The organism is Bradyrhizobium sp. (genome assembly GCF_036009065.1).
In the GTDB taxonomy this organism is placed as follows: Bacteria; Pseudomonadota; Alphaproteobacteria; order Rhizobiales; family Xanthobacteraceae; genus Bradyrhizobium.
The window spans coordinates 1-17,113 of record NZ_DASYMN010000107.1; the positions used below are offsets into that span (position 1 = coordinate 1).

18 protein-coding genes and 1 pseudogene are annotated in these 17,113 nt (G+C 63.3%); 10 read left to right on the forward strand and 9 right to left on the reverse strand.

Translation table 11 applies throughout. The features are described 5' to 3' along the window. The first annotated feature begins 125 nt into the window (after positions 1-125). From VGP39_RS06675 to VGP39_RS06700, 6 genes are all read left to right on the forward strand, one after another. On the forward strand, positions 126-416 hold the full coding sequence (locus VGP39_RS06675) for a hypothetical protein (protein ID WP_327567315.1): 291 nt from the start codon (positions 126-128) through the stop codon (positions 414-416). Positions 417-585: 169 nt separating this feature from the next. Further along, on the forward strand, positions 586-1,629 hold the full coding sequence (locus VGP39_RS06680; protein ID WP_327567316.1) for a C-terminal binding protein: 1,044 nt from the start codon (positions 586-588) through the stop codon (positions 1,627-1,629). Positions 1,630-1,685: 56 nt separating this feature from the next. Then, positions 1,686-3,020, forward strand: a complete 1,335-nt coding sequence (locus VGP39_RS06685; RefSeq protein WP_327567317.1) for an ABC transporter substrate-binding protein — start codon at positions 1,686-1,688, stop codon at positions 3,018-3,020. A gap of 138 nt (positions 3,021-3,158) precedes the next feature. After that, positions 3,159-4,115 (forward strand): sugar ABC transporter permease, encoded by a 957-nt coding sequence (locus tag VGP39_RS06690; protein ID WP_327567318.1) that lies wholly within the window; start codon positions 3,159-3,161, stop codon positions 4,113-4,115. A gap of 64 nt (positions 4,116-4,179) precedes the next feature. Then, complete coding sequence (locus VGP39_RS06695) at positions 4,180-5,022, forward strand: carbohydrate ABC transporter permease (protein WP_414644584.1); 843 nt, start codon at positions 4,180-4,182, stop codon at positions 5,020-5,022. A 2-nt stretch (positions 5,023-5,024) separates the two neighbouring features. Further along, positions 5,025-5,876, forward strand: coding sequence for an SDR family NAD(P)-dependent oxidoreductase (locus tag VGP39_RS06700; RefSeq protein WP_327567320.1), 852 nt, complete (start codon positions 5,025-5,027; stop codon positions 5,874-5,876). Positions 5,877-6,081: 205 nt separating this feature from the next. Here the strand turns inward: VGP39_RS06700 and VGP39_RS06705 are convergent, their stop codons facing one another. Further along, complete coding sequence (locus VGP39_RS06705) at positions 6,082-7,086, reverse strand: lipo-like protein (protein ID WP_327567321.1); 1,005 nt, start codon at positions 7,084-7,086, stop codon at positions 6,082-6,084. Positions 7,087-7,276: 190 nt separating this feature from the next. Between VGP39_RS06705 and VGP39_RS06710 the strand changes: the two genes are divergently transcribed. Continuing rightward, positions 7,277-8,665, forward strand: coding sequence for a flavin monoamine oxidase family protein (locus tag VGP39_RS06710; RefSeq protein WP_327567322.1), 1,389 nt, complete (start codon positions 7,277-7,279; stop codon positions 8,663-8,665). Then, complete coding sequence (locus tag VGP39_RS06715) at positions 8,662-9,342, forward strand: ATP-binding protein (protein WP_327567323.1); 681 nt, start codon at positions 8,662-8,664, stop codon at positions 9,340-9,342. The genes VGP39_RS06710 and VGP39_RS06715 overlap by 4 nt, the downstream gene beginning before the upstream one ends. Before the next feature lie 106 nt (positions 9,343-9,448). On the opposite strand, the gene VGP39_RS06720 is transcribed toward VGP39_RS06715, so the two are convergent. The 7 genes from VGP39_RS06720 to rpmI form a co-directional block, all read right to left on the reverse strand. Further along, complete coding sequence (locus tag VGP39_RS06720) at positions 9,449-10,219, reverse strand: sulfite exporter TauE/SafE family protein (RefSeq protein ID WP_327567324.1); 771 nt, start codon at positions 10,217-10,219, stop codon at positions 9,449-9,451. A 135-nt stretch (positions 10,220-10,354) separates the two neighbouring features. Next, positions 10,355-12,763, reverse strand: coding sequence for a phenylalanine--tRNA ligase subunit beta (gene pheT, locus VGP39_RS06725; RefSeq protein ID WP_327567325.1), 2,409 nt, complete (start codon positions 12,761-12,763; stop codon positions 10,355-10,357). After that, positions 12,760-13,020 (reverse strand): hypothetical protein, encoded by a 261-nt coding sequence (locus VGP39_RS06730; protein ID WP_327567326.1) that lies wholly within the window; start codon positions 13,018-13,020, stop codon positions 12,760-12,762. The genes pheT and VGP39_RS06730 overlap by 4 nt, the downstream gene beginning before the upstream one ends. Continuing rightward, positions 13,017-13,313 carry a hypothetical protein gene (locus VGP39_RS06735; RefSeq protein WP_327567327.1) on the reverse strand — a complete coding sequence of 99 codons (297 nt, stop codon included), beginning with the start codon at positions 13,311-13,313 and terminating at the stop codon, positions 13,017-13,019. The genes VGP39_RS06730 and VGP39_RS06735 overlap by 4 nt, the downstream gene beginning before the upstream one ends. A 14-nt stretch (positions 13,314-13,327) precedes the next feature. Then, positions 13,328-14,410, reverse strand: a complete 1,083-nt coding sequence (pheS, locus tag VGP39_RS06740; RefSeq protein WP_327567328.1) for a phenylalanine--tRNA ligase subunit alpha — start codon at positions 14,408-14,410, stop codon at positions 13,328-13,330. A 164-nt stretch (positions 14,411-14,574) separates the two neighbouring features. Beyond that, positions 14,575-14,934 (reverse strand): 50S ribosomal protein L20, encoded by a 360-nt coding sequence (gene rplT, locus VGP39_RS06745; protein WP_327567329.1) that lies wholly within the window; start codon positions 14,932-14,934, stop codon positions 14,575-14,577. Positions 14,935-15,011: 77 nt separating this feature from the next. Next, on the reverse strand, positions 15,012-15,212 hold the full coding sequence (gene rpmI / locus VGP39_RS06750; protein WP_100415670.1) for a 50S ribosomal protein L35: 201 nt from the start codon (positions 15,210-15,212) through the stop codon (positions 15,012-15,014). Positions 15,213-15,474: 262 nt separating this feature from the next. On the opposite strand from rpmI, the gene VGP39_RS06755 reads away from it, so the two are divergent. Then, positions 15,475-15,903 carry a hypothetical protein gene (locus tag VGP39_RS06755; RefSeq protein ID WP_327567330.1) on the forward strand — a complete coding sequence of 143 codons (429 nt, stop codon included), beginning with the start codon at positions 15,475-15,477 and terminating at the stop codon, positions 15,901-15,903. Positions 15,904-16,046: 143 nt separating this feature from the next. Here the strand turns inward: VGP39_RS06755 and infC are convergent, their stop codons facing one another. Continuing rightward, entirely contained in the window at positions 16,047-16,586 is a 540-nt protein-coding gene (infC, locus tag VGP39_RS06760) for a translation initiation factor IF-3 (protein WP_327567331.1), read from the reverse strand. 263 nt (positions 16,587-16,849) lie between these two features. Between infC and VGP39_RS06765 the strand changes: the two are divergent. Beyond that, positions 16,850-17,113, forward strand: a pseudogene (locus VGP39_RS06765) (alpha/beta hydrolase); the annotation flags it as partial.

Consider the following 17,113-nt stretch of genomic DNA (forward strand, 5'->3'; position numbering starts at 1 on the left):
GCCTCTGCATTTGAAATACCGAGTTGCTTTGCCCGCTCTCGCAGCCGCTTGGCGAATAACTCCATAGGAACAATTTGTTCCGTATTGACACGAGCCGGCTACGTACAACCCATCGGGAGCTGAAGGTGGCGAAGGCGGCCATATGGGCCATTTGCCTTTTTCCGATCTGGGGCTCGCTGCTAGGGGAGCTCTGGGAAGGGAGCATCAGGCCGCTCCTCATTCCGCGCGCAGAGATTGACGCACTGTCGGTGGCGATGCTGGTTCGGCACGCCGACAGGGCAGAACAAATGGCCTTTATCAAAGAGGATCGCGCCTGGCGCTACTCCGATAGTTTCGAGCAGGGCAAATGGCGGCGCGTACGCAAGACCATCGTGCGGTTGCGTCACGATGCGGGCGCTTCTCCCAAGCAAGCCTAAGCCATCGTCAAAAAAACGACGTTTCGCTCCCTCAGCACGTCAATTTGGTGCCCCCGCTATGCATCCCGGCCCTAGCCCTGCGCCGTTCCGCCATGCTTTGATGCGCCGACAACAAACAGGTCGCACCTCCCTTCAGGGCGGGGCAAGCAGGCCGATACCGGGAGACGAAATGCCGAAATTCACGATCCTGACGCCGAAGGGTGCGAGTTTTACCGTGGCCGGGGGCGGCTATGGCTATGAGATGGAGGCGCTGGAGGCGATCGGCGCGGAGATCGTCGAGGCGCCGGCCAATGAGGCGGAGTTCATCGCCGCCGCCAAGCATGCCGACGCGATCTATGGCAAGGCCATGCGGATTACCAAAGAGATTATCGACAGCTTGCAAAACTGCAAGGTCATCACGCTCGGCAGCGTCGGCGTCGACCAGGTCGACGTCAAGGCCGCCACCGCGCGCGGCATTCCGGTCACCAACATTCCCGACACGTTCATCGAGGAAGTCGCCGATCACGCCATGATGCTGCTGCTGGCGGGGTTCCGCCGGCTGGTGGCGCAGGACCGCATGGTGCGCGAGGGACGCTGGAGCGAGGGCCGGCCGCAGCTGTTGAAAATTCCGCGGCTGATGGGCCAGACGCTGGGATTTGTCTCGTTCGGCCGCGTCGCCCGCGCCGTCGCAAAACGCGCAGCACCGTTCGGGCTTCGCATGATGGCCTACGATCCGTTCATCCAGGAAACGCTGATGTCCGATCTCGGCGTGCTGCCGGCGACGTTGTCCGAGGTGCTGTCGCAGTCCGATTTCATCTCGATGCATGCGCCGGCGCGCCCCGAGGTGCATCACATGCTCGGCGAAAAGCATTTTCGGCAAATGAAGCCGACCGCCACCTTCATCAATACCGGGCGCGGTCCGACCGTCGATGAGGAAGCGCTGATAAAAGCCCTGCAGGAAGGCTGGATCGCGCATGCCGCGCTCGACGTGCTGGAAACGGAGCCGCCGTCGCACAACAATCCGATGCTGGGCATGGAGAACGTCACGCTGACGGCGCATGTCGCTTCCGCATCGGCGCGTTTCGACGAGGCGCGCAAGCGGCGGGTCGGCTACGAGCTGTCGCTGGTTCTCTCCGGCCTGTGGCCGGTGAGCTGCGTCAACCCGTCGGTGCTGCAGAATACCACATTGCGCCGCTGGCAGCCGGTAGGCATGGATCGCGGTCCGAACAGCTAAGCCCTTCTCAAGCCATCGGCGGATCACGCCGACTAAGAAAAATACCGGAGGAAACCATGAAGGACCTTACCCGCCGCGACGCGCTGGCGCTTGGCGTTTCTGCCGCCGCACTGGCCGCGACCGGCGCTTCCGCGCAGACCGCGTCGACCATCAAGGCCGCGGACGTCCCGGCGCCCAACCTTGCAATCGAAAAAGGCGCCAGCCTGAAGATGCTGCGCCCGGTGCGGTTCGTAAAAGCCGACGAGGACGTGTTCCGCGCCAATGCGGCGAAATTCACAGAGAAGATGGGCGTCGAGGTCAAGGTCGACTTCGTCGGCTGGGAGGACATCAACCAGCAGACCGCGGTGACCTCAAACAGCGGCGCCGGTCCCGACATCATCATCGGCTTCTCCGACGCGCCGCACATCTATGTCGACAAGCTGATCGAACTCACCGATGTCGCCGACTATCTCGGCAAGCGCTACGGCGGCTGGCAGCCGCTGGCGCAGAAATACGGCAAGCGCCACAAGAGCGATGCCTGGATCGGTTTGCCGTTCGGCGCCAGCGGCGGACCGCTGATCTATCGTAAATCGGTGCTGCAATCGGTTGGCTTTGACAAGGTGCCGGAAGACCATGCCGGCATCCTGGACCTTTGCCGCAAGCTCCAGAAGGCCGGCAAACCCGCCGGCTTCGCATTGGGCAATGCCCGCGGCGACGGCAACGGCTTTGCCAACTGGATCTTGTGGTCGCACAACGCCTCTCTGCTCGATGAGGAAGGCAATGTCATCATCAACAGCAAGGAAACCGTCGCTGCGCTCAAATGGCTGAAGGAACTGTACCCGACCTTCATCGCCGGCACGCCGTCCTGGAATGACGTCAGCAACAACCGCGCCTACTCGTCCGGGGAAATTGCCCTGAGCGCGAACGGCGTCTCGCTGTATTTCTCGCTGAAGAACGATCCCGCCACCGCCGCGATCGCGGAAGACACCGAGCATCAACTGCTGCCGAAAGGCCTGGCGAGCACGTCGCCGATGGCGGGCCTGACGCTGAACGCGATGGTGTTCAAGCACAGCCCCTATCCCAATGCCGCGAAGGCCTTCCTGCAGTTCATGCTGGAACGCGAACAATACGAGCCCTGGCTGAACGCCAACAGCGGCTACTGGTCCCAGCCGCTCGCGGCTTATGCGGAGGCCGCGGTATGGTCCGGCGATCCCAAGGTCAAGATCTTCAAGGACGTTATGAAGAGCCCCTACTACGACGGCTATAAGGGCCCGATCTCGACGGCGACCGGTGCTGTCAACGCCGATTACGTGCTGGTGCAGATGTGCGCATCGGTTGCCACCGACGCCGCGACGCCGGAAGCCGCCGCTGCGGAAGCCGAGCGCCGTGCCAAGCGGTATTTCCGGCGGTGAGAAACGATACGGGGGAGAGTAGAAAAGTTCGTCATGCCCGGGCTTGTCCCAGGCATCCACGTCTTTTCTGAATACGAGCAAGTAAGACGTGGATGGCCGGGACAAGCCCGGCCATGACGAGACTATCGGAACGCCTACATGACACTCGCGACAACGCTTCCCCGACGTTCGGAGCCTGCGCAGCCTAGCTGGCTGGTAAAACTGTTCGACTACAAGCCGTTCCTGATCGTCATTTGTCTCACCCCCGCGATCGGGCTGCTGCTGGTATTCCTTACCTATCCGTTGGGCCTCGGCGTCTGGCTGGCGTTCACCGATACCACCATCGGCCGCCGCGGCATTTACGTCGGGCTCGAGAATTTCCAGTATTTGCTGACCGATCCCTTGTGGTGGAGCGCGGTGTTCTACAGCGTATTCTATACCGGCGTCGCCACGGTCGGGAAATTCGCGCTGGGCTTCTGGCTGGCGCTGCTCTTGAACAACCACTTCCCGTTCAAGAGCCTGCTGCGCGCCATCGTGCTGCTGCCGTGGATCGTGCCGACGGTGCTCTCCGCGCTGGCGTTCTGGTGGATCTACGATCCGCAGTTTTCCATCATCTCCTATCTGCTGGTCGACGTGCTGCACATCCGCTCCACCAATATCGACTTCCTCGGCAGCCCGTGGCCGGCCCGATTCTCGCTGATCGCGGCCAATATCTGGCGCGGCATCCCCTTCGTGGCGATCTCGCTGCTGGCGGGCCTGCAGACCATTTCGCCGGCGCTGTATGAGGCCGCGATGCTGGACGGGGCGACGGCGTGGCAGCGTTTTAAGTACATCACCTTTCCGATGATGCTTCCCATCCTCGCCATCGTGATGACGTTCTCGATCATCTTCACCTTCACCGATTTCCAGCTGGTCTACGCCATCACCCGCGGTGGGCCGGTCAACTCCACCCATCTGCTCGCGACACTGGCGTTCCAGCGCGGCATCGCCGGCGGCGAACTCGGCGAGGGCGCGGCGATCGCGGTTTCGATGATCCCGTTCCTGGTGGTGGCGACGCTGTTCAGCTATTTCGGCCTTGCGCGCCGCAAATGGCAGCAGGGAGAAAGCAATGACTGAGGCAGCCCTGGCGCCTGCAAAGGCCGACCGCAGCAGCAACGTCGCCTCCTCCACGCCCGATACCATGGATTGGGATTCGCGGGCGCGGCGCATGGTGATGATCTATCTGCCGCTGGCCTGCTTCGTGCTGATCCTGCTGTTTCCGTTTTACTGGATGACCATCACGTCGTTCAAACCCAACGCGGAATTGCTCAATTACAAGCAGCACAACCCGTTCTGGATCTCATCGCCGACGCTGGCGCACATCAAACATCTTCTATTTAACACCGCCTATCCGCACTGGCTGATGACGACGATGTCGGTCGCGGTCGGCGCTACCTTCATCTCGATTTTCTCGAGCACGTTGGCGGCCTACGCGATCGAGCGACTACGGTTCCGCGGCAGCCCTTATGTCGGGCTCGGCATTTACCTCGCCTATCTCGTGCCGCCCTCGATCCTGTTCATTCCGCTGGCGACGGTGGTGGTTCAGTTCGGACTGTTTGACAGTCCGCTGGCGCTGATCCTGGTGTATCCGACCTTCCTGGTGCCGTTCTCGACCTGGCTGCTGATCGGTTATTTCAAGTCGATCCCGTACGAACTGGAAGAATGCGCGCTGGTCGACGGCGCGACGCGCCTGCAGATCCTGTGGCGGATCACGCTGCCGCTGGCAGTGCCGGGCCTGATCTCGGCCGGGATTTTCAGCTTCACGCTGTCGTGGAACGAGTTCATCTACGCATTGGCCTTCATCCAGAGCAGCGCCAACAAGACCGTGCCGGTCGCGATCCTGACCGAGCTTGTTTCCGGCGACGTCTATCAGTGGGGGGCGCTGATGGCGGGGTCGCTGCTCGGCTCGCTGCCGGTCGCGATCTTCTACTCGCTGTTTGTCGACTATTACGTCTCGTCGTTGACAGGCGCGGTGAAGGAATAGGCATGCAGCATCCTGCATTATCCCCGGATAATGTCGCCGTCATCACCGGAGGGGCGTCCGGCATCGGGCTCGCGGCGGCGATCCGGTTCGCGCGCATGGGCTTGCGCGTCTGTATCGCCGATGTCGGAGCCGACAGGCTTGCGCAGGCAGCATCCGCATTGACCGAAGCGGCGCCGGGCGGCGCGGTCGGCGTGATGGCGGAGGTCATCGATGTCGGCAATGCCGACGACGTTGCACGGCTGGAGTCCGCGGTGCGCGCGCGCTTCGGCGGCACGGATATCCTGATGAACAATGCGGGTGTGCAGCCGGGCAGCACCATGTTCGGGCCCGAGGCAAACTGGCGGCGCATTCTTGGCGTCAATCTCTGGGGCGTGATTCATGGCTCGCAGGCGTTCGCCCCCGGCATGATCGAGCGCGGGCGGCCTGGCCTCATCATCAACACCGGCTCCAAGCAGGGGATCACCACACCGCCCGGAGATCCCGCCTACAATGTTTCCAAGGCCGGCGTGAAAGCTTTTACCGAAGCGCTGCAGCACGAGCTGCGCAACGCGGCCGGCGGCCGGTTAAGCGCCCATCTGCTGATTCCCGGTTTCGTCTTCACCGGCCTCACCGCCCGGGGCCGCATGGAGAAACCGGCCGGCGCCTGGACGCCGGAGCAAACGATTGATTTCATGATCGAACGGCTGGACGCCGGGGATTTCTACATCCTGTGTCCGGACAATGACGTGCCGCGAAGCCTCGACGAGAAGCGCATTCTCTGGGCCGCCGGAGACATCGTGGAAAACCGCCCCGCGCTGTCGCGCTGGCATCCGGATTTCGCCGTCGCATTCGCTGCGTTTGTGGAGGGCAAGTAGCATCCTGACTGAAAAAGCGGCCGTCATGGCCGGGCTTGTCCCGGCCATCCACGTCGTTCTTGCTTGGAACCAGGCAAGACGTGGATGCCCGGCACAAGGCCGTGGTCGGATTTTACCTGAAACGACTTTTGAGTCGGACTTTCAGGATGATGGCAGAATATGCGACTCCAATTGGATTCGACGAAGCCTCTCGCCTGAGAGCGCCTTACGCCGCTTCCATCTCCCGCTGCGCGTCCGCCTCGCGCGGCTTGGCGCGGCGTTCTACCTGGCGCGCGGGGACGCGTTCGACAAAAAGAAAATGCTCGGTGACGGCGACGCGCTCGATCCAAGTTACTTCTTCTTCCACGAAGCTCACTTCTTCAGCCAGAAGCGGCGCCCCTTGGTCGATCGCTTCGGGAACAAGCCGCGGCGCGTCGGCGGCTTCTGGAAACGGGCCGGGCTTGCCCGCTACCGCCCGGAGCGGCTTTTGCTTGTCGGCCCAGTGCAGTGCTGTGTAGTCGAAACCCTCGATGATCGTCGGCTTGACAATTTCGAAATAGGGCGAGATGTCGAAATCCCGCGGCATGTACAGCGATGAATCGCGGATGTGCAGGATTTCGCGTTTTGCGCGCTTGCTGCCGGCCCGGGTGATCTTGGGCAGGATCGGATAGCGCACCGCGTCGAACGCCTGCGCGATCAGCGCCGAGCAGATGATCTTGGTCGGATCGCCGGAGCCGAACGCGATCATCCGCCGCCGCCAGCGCTGCGGCACCGGGAGCGGGATCAGATAGCGCATCAGATCCAGGATGTTCTTGGTGTCGTAGCCAAAACCGATGCGGTTGATGGCGTAGCGGCACACCGTATTGCGGTCCTCCCAGGACAGCCCCACCGGGCGGCACAGCCTCGTGTGATACGGAAAATATTTCGACAGCGGCGCGGAGGTGACGCCTTCGCCGATATTGGCCTCGATCAGCACATGCGGCTCGCCATCGGGCTCGCTCGCGCCATCGATCGGGCCGACATAGAGCGCGGCATGCGACCAGGTCGATTGCGTCAGATATTTGATGATGCCGGAGACGCGGTTGTTGCCTTCGATCAGCCAGACGTCGCCCTGCTGGATGATGCCGCGCAGATGTTCCGGATCGCTTGGCGTGAACGGTTCATAGCCCGGCACCTCCTTTTGCAGGTAGCCCGCAATCAGCTTGCCGACCGTATCGAGCACGAAGCCCATGAGTTCCCCCCGCGGTTCATTTTGACCGCTTTTTTTGCCTCTCGATAGCATCGTCGAAAGCCCTTGCAATTTGGTTCATGCCGTTCGCGCATCGAACATGATTGGGTAACCATGACGGTTGCCCCGCATGCTTTGATGCGGCAAGTTCGCAAAACGTTCCCGCCTTCTGCAAAGTTTCGGAAACCATGCCATGACAATTACGCGCCGGGATTTCTTGTCGGCCTCGGCGGCTTTCACGCTGGCGCCGGTCCTCGGCGAGAGAGCGTGGGGCGCGTCTTTGCCGCGCGAGGCCGACGTTGTCGTGATCGGCGCCGGAGCAGCCGGCATCGCAGCCGCGCGTCGCGTCATGGCTGCGAACCGCAAGGTGATCGTGCTGGAAGCCACCGCCCGGGTCGGCGGGCGCTGCCTCACCGACGCCACCACGTTCGAAGTACCGTTCGATCGCGGCGCGCGCTGGATGCATAATCCCGACACCAACCCGATGATCCGGCTAGCGCGCGGGGTGGGGCTGGAGCTGGTTCCGGCGCCGCTGGGGCAGAAAATCCGCATCGGCCGCCGCAACGCCCGCGCCGGCGAGGTCGAGGAATTGCTCGCCACGCTGGTTCGCGCCAACCGCGCGATCGACGATGCCTCGCGCGGCAAGGCTGATGTCTCCTGCGCCTCGGCACTGCCGAAGGACTTGGGCGACTGGGCGGCGACGATCGAATTCCTGTTCGGCGCCAACGCGACGGGGAAGGATTTGAAGGATGTTTCGGCGATCGACAAGAGCCGCGCGCAGGATCGCAGCGCGGCGCTGGCCTGCCGCCAGGGGCTGGGCACGCTGATCGCAAAACTCGGTGAAGGCCTAGCGGTGTCGCTCGCCACGCCGGCGACCCGCATCTCCTGGAGCGGACGTGATGTCAGCGTGGAAACGCCGGCCGGCAAGATCGCCGCCCGCGCCGCCATCATTACCGCGTCGAGCAACGTGCTGGCATCGGGGGCGCTCAAATTCGCGCCGGATCTTCCCAAGCGTCATCTCGATGCGGCTGCGAAATTAAGCCTCGGCAGCTACGATCACATCGCGCTGGCATTGCCGGGCAATCCGCTTGGGCTGGCGCGCGACGACGTGGTGATCGAGCAGAGCAAGGATATCAAGACCGCGTTCCTGCTCGCCAACATAGGTGCCTCGTCGCTGTGCTCGATCGATGTTGCGGGCTCGTTCGGCCGCGATCTCTCCGCGCAGGGCGAGCCGGCGATGATAGCGTTCGCGGTGGAGTGGCTGACAAAACTGTTCGGAAGCGATGTGGCGAAGGCGGTCAAGAAATCGAGCGCAACGCGCTGGAACGCAGCGCCGTTTGCGTTAGGGGCGATGTCGGCCGCGATGCCGGGCGGGCAGCCGTCGCGCAAGATCCTGATGGAGCCGGCAGGCAGCGTGTTTTTCGCCGGCGAGGCGGCGCACGAGACGCTGTGGGGAACGGTCGATGGCGCCTGGGAGAGCGGCGAGCGCGCGGCGGAAGCGGCGCTGCGCAAGATCGGCGCGATCCGAGATCCCGAGCCGGCGCAGCCCGCGCGGGCATCGAAGAAGCGCAGGCGCTCGTGACCCTGCCCCGCGCAAAAGCGCTGATCTCGTGGTCCTCCGGCAAGGACAGCGCGTTCGCGCTGCATGAGGTCAGGCGCGCAGGCGAGCTCGACGTGGTCGGCGCGCTGACCACCGTGACCGAAACGTTCGGTCGGGTCTCGATCCACGGCGTGCGGCAGGAAATTTTGCACGCGCAACTCGATGCCGCCGGCCTGCCGCCACGGATCGTGCCGATACCCTATCCCTGCCCGAACGAAATTTACGAAGCGCGGATAGGCGAGGCGGTCGCGGCGGCAGTGCGAGACGGCATCAGCCATATCATCTTCGGCGACCTGTTTCTTCAGGACATCCGCGCCTATCGAGAGCAAAAACTCGCCGGCACCGGGATCACGCCACTGTTTCCGCTGTGGGGGCGGCCGACCCGGAAATTGGCGCAAGCGATGATCGCCAGCGGATTGGAGGCTATCATCGCAACCGTCGACCTGAAAAAATTGCCGGCGGAGTTCGCGGGGCGACAATTCGATGCGCAATTGCTCGCCGACTTGCCGGAGGGCGTCGACCCCTGCGGCGAGAACGGCGAGTTTCACAGCTGCGTGGTGGCGGGACCGATCTTTTCGCGGCGGTTGGTGGTGACGGCGGGACAGCGCGTCGAGCGAGACGGATATGCGTATTGTGATCTGGTGATGGAGGACTCGTAGGGTGGGCAAAGCGAAGCGTGCCTACCACGCTGGACAGACAACCAGGCATTCGTGATCATGGTGGGCACGGCGCGAAGGGCGCCTTTGCCCACCCTACGCATCAGCATTACCGCAGCACCCCGTCGAACAGCGGCAGACTCACCAGCGCCGCCAGCGCGATCAGCACGTAGCAGATGCGGCGGAAGGTTTCCTCGCTGGCGAGCCCGAACATGTGCGAGCCCAGCCACAGCCCGATGCCGAAGGCGGGGCCGGTGAGGACGGCGAGCCCGACCACGGCCGTCGTCAGCACGCCGCCGATCAAATAGGTGATCGTCGTGAGGATGCTGGAGGCGGCGAAAAATATGATGATGTTGGCGCGAACGATCCGCGCGGCGGTGGTGTCGCGCAGCCAGTACAGCACGATCGGCGGACCGCCGACCTGCGCCACGCCGTTGAAAAACCCTGCGAGCGCGCCGACGGCGGCCGTGAGGGCGGCGGTCGGCGTTCCCCGATATCGCCAGCCCGACATCAGCAACGCGAGCATCGGAACGATCAGCGCGACGATCATCCAGCGCACCGCGAGCGGGTCCATCCGGGTCAGCGCCCAGGTACCGATGGGAACGCCGATCAGGGTGCCGAGCAGCATGGTGCCTACGTCGCGCCGGTCGGCCTGCCGCCAAGCGTTCGGGATCAGCGGGGCCGCCGCGACGAAGTCGATCACCAGCAGCAAAGGCGAGGCCAGCTTCGCGCCGATCACGCTGCTTGCGAGCGGAATGAAAATCAGCGCCGAACCGAAGCCGGAAAAGCCGCGCGCAAGGCCAGCGACGAACGCGGACCCGACCAGAAAGAATACGGAGGCCGATGTGTATGACTCAAGGCCGAGCGTCGTGATATTCATTCAAACCCCAAGGTCATTGCGAGCCAACGGGTCGCGCAAACGTGCGGCCGATGACAGGCTCCGCGAAGCAATCCAGTAAGCTGCAAAGACAAGGCTGGATTGCTTCGTCGCTTCGCTCCTCGCAACGACGGGGAGTCATCCGCGCAACACGCCGCCGGTTTTCTTCGCCACCTCGGCGACGATCTTCGCGGCGACCGCTTCGATCTCCTGGTCGGTCAAGGTCTTTTCACGCGGCTGTAGTGTGACGGCGATGGCGATGGATTTCTTGCCGGCGTCGATGCCCTTGCCTTCGTAGACGTCGAACACGGCGACATCCGCGATCAATTTCCTGTCGGCGCCCTGCGCCGCGCGGACAATGTCGCCGGCCTTGACGCTGCCATCGACGATGAAGGCAAAATCGCGCGACACCGGCTGGAATGGCGACAGCTCCAGCATCGGTTTGGCGCGGGTCGGTTTTGCCCGGGCGTCGGGAATGCGATCGAGAATGACCTCGAACGCGATCAGCGGGCCGTCGGCGCCGAGTTGCTGCAGCGCGCGGGGATGCAACTCGCCGAAAACTCCCAGCACATTTTGCGGCCCGATCTGGATGGTGCCGGAGCGTCCCGGATGCAGCCACGATGCGCCGCCGGGCACGATCTGCAGCGCCTGCACCGGCGCGCCCGCGGCGGCCAGCACCGCCAAGGCATCGCCCTTGGCGTCGAGCGCATCGGCCATGGCCGAGCCGGACCAGTGCCGCCCGATGCCTTTCGATGACGCAAAGCCGTGGCGGACGCCGGCCGCTGCGACGAGTTGATCCTCCGGCCGGTCCCCCTTGAAAATCTGTCCGACTTCGAACAGTGCGATGTCGGAAAATCCGCGATCCGCATTGCCCTGCGCCGCGGCTACAAGGCCCGGCAGCAGGCTCGGCCGCATGTTGGACAGATCGGACGCGATCGGATTGGCCAGCGTCAATTCAGCCTGCCCGCCGCCGAACAGTTCGGCGGATGTTTTTGCGATGAACGACCACGTCACCGCCTCGACCATGCCGCGTACAGCCAGCGCGCGCTTGGCGCGGCGGGTGCGCAGCTGGATTTGGGTCAATATCGGCTTGCGCGGGTTGTCGCCGCGCTCAAACGGCGTCATCGGCACCTTGTCGACGCCGACGATGCGCACGATTTCCTCGACGATATCGGCCTTGCCGTGAACGTCTGATCGCCACGACGGCACCGCGACCTTCACGGTGGGGCCGCTGCCGGCCAGCATGAAGCCGAGATGGCCGAGGATTCGCTTCATCTCCACCAGCGGCACGTCGATGGCCGCGAGCCGTTTTACTTCATGAAGCGGGAAATCGATCACGCGGTCTTCGCCGAAGGCGTTGCCGACCACGATGTTTTCCGATGGCGACCCGCCGCAGAGGTCCATCACCAGCTTGGTGGCCATCTCCAGTCCGGGCACCATGAAGGCCGGATCGACGCCGCGCTCGAAGCGATAGCGCGCGTCGGAATTGATGCCGAGCTTGCGCCCCGTCTGCGCGATATTGATCTCGTTCCACAGCGCCGATTCGATCAGCACGTCTGACGTGGCCTCGTCGCAACCCGAGGCCTCGCCGCCCATGATGCCCGCCAGCGATTCCACGCCATGGTCGTCGGTGATGACGCAGACGCCGCTGTCGAGCGTGTAGGTGCGGCCGTCCAGCGCGAGCAGCGTTTCGCCGTCGCGGGCGCGGCGCACGGTGAGATTGCCTTTGACTTTGGCGGCGTCGAACACATGCAGCGGCCGGGCGCGGTCGTAGGTCATGAAGTTGGTGATGTCGACCAGCGCGTTGATAGGCCTGAGGCCAATCGAGGTCAGGCGCTTTTGTAGCCACTCCGGCGACGGGCCGTTCTTGACGCCGCGCACCAGGCGTAGGGCAAAACCCGGGCACAGCGACGCGTCTTCGACGGTGACCTGCACCGGGCAGGGGAATTCGCCCTTGATCGGCTTGATCGCGGGGTCGATGAACTTGCCCATGTCGGCGGCGGAAAGGTCGCGCGCGATGCCGTGCACGCCGGTGCAGTCCTGACGATTGGGCGTCAGATTGATCTCGAGCACGGGATCGCCGAACCCGGCCCACGCGGCGTAAGGCTTGCCGACCGGCGCATCGGCCGGCAGCTCCATGATGCCCGCGTGATCTTCCGATATCTGCAACTCGGCCGCCGAGCACAGCATGCCCCTGCTCTCGACGCCGCGGATGGTGCCGACGCCAAGCGTGATGTTTTTTCCGGGAATGAAGGTGCCGGGCGGCGAGAACACGCTGACCAGCCCCGCGCGCGCATTCGGCGCCCCGCACACCACCTGCACCGGCGCCGCGCCATCGCCAGTGTCGACCATGCACACCCGCAAGCGGTCCGCATTGGGATGCTGCTCGGCGGAGATCACGCGCGCGATGGTGAACGGCGCCAGCGCTTTTGCCTTGTCCTCGATGTTCTCGACCTCAAGCCCGATCATGGTGAGCTTGTCCGCGAGCGCCTCGAGCGGCGCGTCGGTGTCGAGATGTTGCTTCAGCCAGGAGAGCGTGAATTTCATGGCTGACGAACCTTGATCAGCAGAAGTGCGTTCTTTGCAATCTTGTGTTCCATGGCGCGGTATAACCGCTGCCAGGCCGGAGTTTTCTCGTACTTCCCACCGATGAGCTGGTCGGCGCAGAGGCGGCACAGGGCATGAAACATGGCGTAATAGGCAGTACTGACGGCGCGACGCATGAAGGCATCGCGCGGCCGCCTGCCGGTCCTTCTGCAAAGAGCCCGGGCGGTAGCAATGAGCCGCGCCTCAAGCATGCTCATTGCTCGGAGGGTTCATCTTCAAAGCCGGCCTCCTCATCTTCATGCCGGTGGGTCAAATACGGAAAACGTTCCTCGCCGGATTGTTGAAGTCGACTCCGAAGAACGGCGAGCGCGTTGTTCAGCACATCGCCGCCGGGAAGAGACGATCCGGCCCGATATTTCGCAGTCATGAACAACGCGTCTTCTTCATCTTGATTTTTGCCTGCTTCGATTTCGACGTGATCGAAGCCATATGCGCCGAGTTGCGCAGATAACGTCTTCTGACTGATGGTTTTTACGTCTTCAAGGTTCATGGAAGTATCCTTTCTCACGAACTCAGCCCTCCCGCCAGCGTGGGCAGGTCGAGTGGCTTAAAACCGTAGTGGGTGAGCCAGCGCACGTCACTCCCGAACAATTGGCGCAAATCCGGCATGCCGTATTTCAGCATCGCGATGCGGTCGATGCCCATGCCCCAGGCAAAGCCTTGGTAGACGTCGGGATCGATGCCGCAGGCGCGCAGCACTTTCGGATGCACCATGCCGCAGCCGAGGATCTCCAGCCAGTCCTCGCCCTCGCCGAAGCGAATCCCGCCCTTGTCGCGGCGGCACTGGATGTCAACCTCAAGCGACGGCTCGGTGAACGGAAAGAACGACGGCCGGAACCGCATATTGATGTGATCGACCTCGAAGAACGCCTTGCAGAATTCGTGCAGGATCCATTTCAGGTGGCCGAGATGCGAGCCCTTGTCGATGACGAGGCCTTCGACCTGATGAAACTGCGGCGTGTGGGTGGCGTCGGAATCGATGCGATAGGTGCGGCCCGGGCAGATGATGCGGATCGGCGGTTTTTGGTTGAGCATGGTGCGCACCTGCACCGGCGAGGTGTGGGTGCGGAGAAGCATGCGCGAGCCATCGTCCTTCGGATTGAAGAAGAACGTGTCGTGCATCTCCCGCGCCGGGTGGCCTTTGGGGAAATTCAGCTTTGTAAAATTGTAGTCGTCGGTTTCGATGTCCGGGCCTTCGGCAATCGCAAAACCCATGTCGGCGAAGATGGCGGTGAGTTCGTCCATCACCTGGCTGAGCGGATGAATGCGGCCGGCTTCCGCAGGCGGATCGCGCAAGGGCAGCGTGACGTCGATGGTTTCCGATGCAAGCCGCGCGTCGAGCGCTGCAGATCTCAGAAGTTCGCGGCGCGCGGAGAGCGCCTGCGCGATGGCGTCTTTCGCCAGGTTGATTTTGGCGCCTTCGGTCTTGCGCTCGTCCGGCGACATCTTGCCGAGCGTTGCGAGCAAAGTGGAGATCGAGCCTTTCTTGCCGAGTGCTGTGACACGCACGGTTTCGAGCGCCGCTTCGTCGCCGGCGGCGGCGATCTGGCTGAGGATTTGGGATTCGAGTTGCGATAGGTCGGTCATGGCAATCCCTTTTGATAGGGCGCTAAGCCGGTGCCCCTCGTCCGTCATGCCCCGGCTTGTCCCGGGCATCCACGTCTTACAGCATTGCTGAGAAAGAAGACGTGGATGGCCGGGACAAGCCCGGCCATGACGACTTCAAAACCTCGCAGCGGCAATGGGAAGCCTCAAGCCGCCAGCGCGGCCTTGGCCTTTTCGGCGATCGCCTGGAACGACGCCGGCTCGTGGATGGCGAGGTCCGACAGCACCTTGCGGTCCACGGTGATGCCGGACTTCGAAAGCCCGTCGATAAACCGGCTGTAGGTCATGCCGAACGGGCGCACCGCGGCGTTCAACCGCTGGATCCACAGCGCGCGGAACGTACGCTTCTTGCGCTTCCGGTCGCGGAAGGCGTACTGGCCGGCCTTCTCCACCGCCTGCTTGGCGGTGCGGATGGTGTTCTTGCGGCGGCCGCGGAATCCCTTGGCGGCCTTGTAGACTTTCTTGTGCTTGGCGTGAGAGGTCACACCGCGTTTGACGCGAGCCATGACTGATCTCCTTCATATGAAAGGTGGTGACGGACGGCCGCGCGGACGCGGCCCGGCTGAAATGGACGAGAACGCGATCAGGCGTTCGGCAAGAAATATTTCTTGATGTTGTCGCCATCCGTCTTGAACAGCACGCGGGTGCCGCGCAGCTGGCGAATCTGCTTTTTCGTCCGCTTGATCATGCCGTGGCGCTTGCCGCGCTGGGCGGCCATCACTTTGCCTGTGGCAGTCACCTTGAAGCGCTTTTTAGCGCCCGATTTGGTCTTCAGCTTGGGCATTTGGCTCTCCTGTTGGCCAGCGCACAGCGCGCTCCGAGGAGCGCTAGGCCGGCTAAAATGCTCGTTAGAGCGTTGAAAGTGCTCGATTATTTCTACAAAGACCTAATCGGCACGGGCATCGACACGGCAGCCCTTGATCAGCCGGGCGATGAAGGGTCGGCTTATGGCAGAGCTCAAGCAAAATGGCAACGGTGAACCGGGAGGGGGCGCGGCTGCACTAAGCCAATATCTACCCCTGCTGGGGGGTTTTCAGAGGCAAAAAATGATTTTTTCAGCCAGATCGACGGCCATTTCGGCCGATTTCAGCGGGTCACGCGGATGGCGGTGGATCCTGTCCGCAGCACTTCTGGCGGCGGTAGCCGCGACGCCCGGCGCCGCCGAAGCCAGGCGATACGCGCGGGCGGGAGCCTATGACGGCACCTGGAACGTGGTGTTCGCCACCCGGGCGGGCAGTTGCAGCGCGACCAACAGCGTCCCCTTCGCGGTGTCCGGCAGCCGCGTTTCGTCGGCCGGCGGCGGCAAGGTGACCGGCGGCATCAGCGGCGGCGGCTTGGTGTCGGTCGCCATCTCCGTCGGCCGGTCGCACGCCAGCGGCAGCGGCCGGCTTGTGGGCAATTATGGGGCAGGCCGCTGGGCCGGAATCATCACCGGCGACCACTGCAGCGGCACCTGGCGGGCGACGCGGGGATAGCGTGTCCCGGACGCAGCGCGTAGCTCTTGGCGAAGCGGTGCGCTGCAGAGCCGGGGCCATGACGGACACCGCCGTTGATACGGTCCCGGCTCTGCGGAGCGGCATGAAGAATGCCGCACCGCGTCCGGGACACGAGATACCCCTCACCGCGGCGCCAGTACCATCACCACTTGGCGGCCTTCAAAGCGGGCATCCTGCTCGACCTTGGCGAACTCGGCGACGTCGGCCTTGACCTTGTCCAGCAGCTTGGTGCCGATCTCCTGATGCGCCATTTCGCGGCCGCGATAGCGCAGCGTGATCTTGACCTTGTCGCCTTCCTCGAAGAAGCGCTGCATCGCGCGCATCTTCACGTCGTAGTCGTGATCATCGATCATCGGCCGCAGCTTGATCTCCTTGATCTCGACCACCTTCTGTTTCTTGCGGGCCTCGGCAGCCTTTTTCTGCGCGGAATATTTGTACTTCCCGTAATCCATGATCTTGCAAACGGGAGGACTGGTATTGGGCGAAATCTCGACGAGGTCCATCCCGGCATCCATGGCCATCTTCACAGCGGCAGCTGTTTCGACGGTGCCGTGGTTCAAGCCGTCCTGATCGATCAGTTGAACCTGTGCGTTGCGGATTTCATCATTGGTGCGCGGCCCGTCTTTGGTGGCGGCGGGCGGGGCTCTGTTGGGACGGCGAATGGGGGCTTCTCCAGGGTTGTGAAAGGAAGGCGATAGTTTGAAGGAATAAGCGCCGCCGGGCAAGCAAACTCACGGCCTCGCGCATGAAAACCATCAAATGCGAGACATTTCGGTCACGCTGGCAAGGTTGAGGCGGCGACGAAGTCCAGATAAAGCGCGGCCATCGGTTCCGCAAGCAGTCAGACGGCCGCAGATGGTATCATCGGCCTCGTTGATGTATCGCACAGGTCACCCAGACGGCATTGCAGGGAGACAGACGATCGATGGCCGAAGCGGCTGGCATACCTGATACGGACCCGACCTTCATCGACGTCGGCAGGGATTCCGGCGCGCGCAAAATCGCGGTGCGGGCCCGCGGCGGCGGGTCACCCGGGCTGTTCTGGCTCAGCGGCTTCAATTCGGACATGCAGGGCACCAAGGCGCTGGCGCTCGATGCATGGGCGGCGGAGCAGGGCCGCGCCTGCGTGCGGTTCGACTATTCCGGCCACGGGATCAGCGGCGGCGCCTTCGCCGACGGCACCATCGGA

Coding starts and splice junctions, on each gene's coding strand:
- VGP39_RS06695 (WP_414644584.1), top strand. CDS start 4,180: ATGGATTGGGATTCGCGGGCGCGGCGCATGGTGATGATCTATCTGCCG.
- pheT (WP_327567325.1), bottom strand. CDS start 12,763: ATGAAATTCACGCTCTCCTGGCTGAAGCAACATCTCGACACCGACGCG.
- VGP39_RS06700 (WP_327567320.1), top strand. CDS start 5,025: ATGCAGCATCCTGCATTATCCCCGGATAATGTCGCCGTCATCACCGGA.
- VGP39_RS06690 (WP_327567318.1), top strand. CDS start 3,159: ATGACACTCGCGACAACGCTTCCCCGACGTTCGGAGCCTGCGCAGCCT.
- VGP39_RS06680 (WP_327567316.1), top strand. CDS start 586: ATGCCGAAATTCACGATCCTGACGCCGAAGGGTGCGAGTTTTACCGTG.
- VGP39_RS06730 (WP_327567326.1), bottom strand. CDS start 13,020: ATGAGCATGCTTGAGGCGCGGCTCATTGCTACCGCCCGGGCTCTTTGC.
- VGP39_RS06705 (WP_327567321.1), bottom strand. CDS start 7,086: ATGGGCTTCGTGCTCGATACGGTCGGCAAGCTGATTGCGGGCTACCTG.
- rpmI (WP_100415670.1), bottom strand. CDS start 15,212: ATGCCCAAGCTGAAGACCAAATCGGGCGCTAAAAAGCGCTTCAAGGTG.
- rplT (WP_327567329.1), bottom strand. CDS start 14,934: ATGGCTCGCGTCAAACGCGGTGTGACCTCTCACGCCAAGCACAAGAAA.
- pheS (WP_327567328.1), bottom strand. CDS start 14,410: ATGACCGACCTATCGCAACTCGAATCCCAAATCCTCAGCCAGATCGCC.
- VGP39_RS06755 (WP_327567330.1), top strand. CDS start 15,475: ATGATTTTTTCAGCCAGATCGACGGCCATTTCGGCCGATTTCAGCGGG.
- VGP39_RS06735 (WP_327567327.1), bottom strand. CDS start 13,313: ATGAACCTTGAAGACGTAAAAACCATCAGTCAGAAGACGTTATCTGCG.
- VGP39_RS06685 (WP_327567317.1), top strand. CDS start 1,686: ATGAAGGACCTTACCCGCCGCGACGCGCTGGCGCTTGGCGTTTCTGCC.
- VGP39_RS06720 (WP_327567324.1), bottom strand. CDS start 10,219: ATGAATATCACGACGCTCGGCCTTGAGTCATACACATCGGCCTCCGTA.
- VGP39_RS06710 (WP_327567322.1), top strand. CDS start 7,277: ATGACAATTACGCGCCGGGATTTCTTGTCGGCCTCGGCGGCTTTCACG.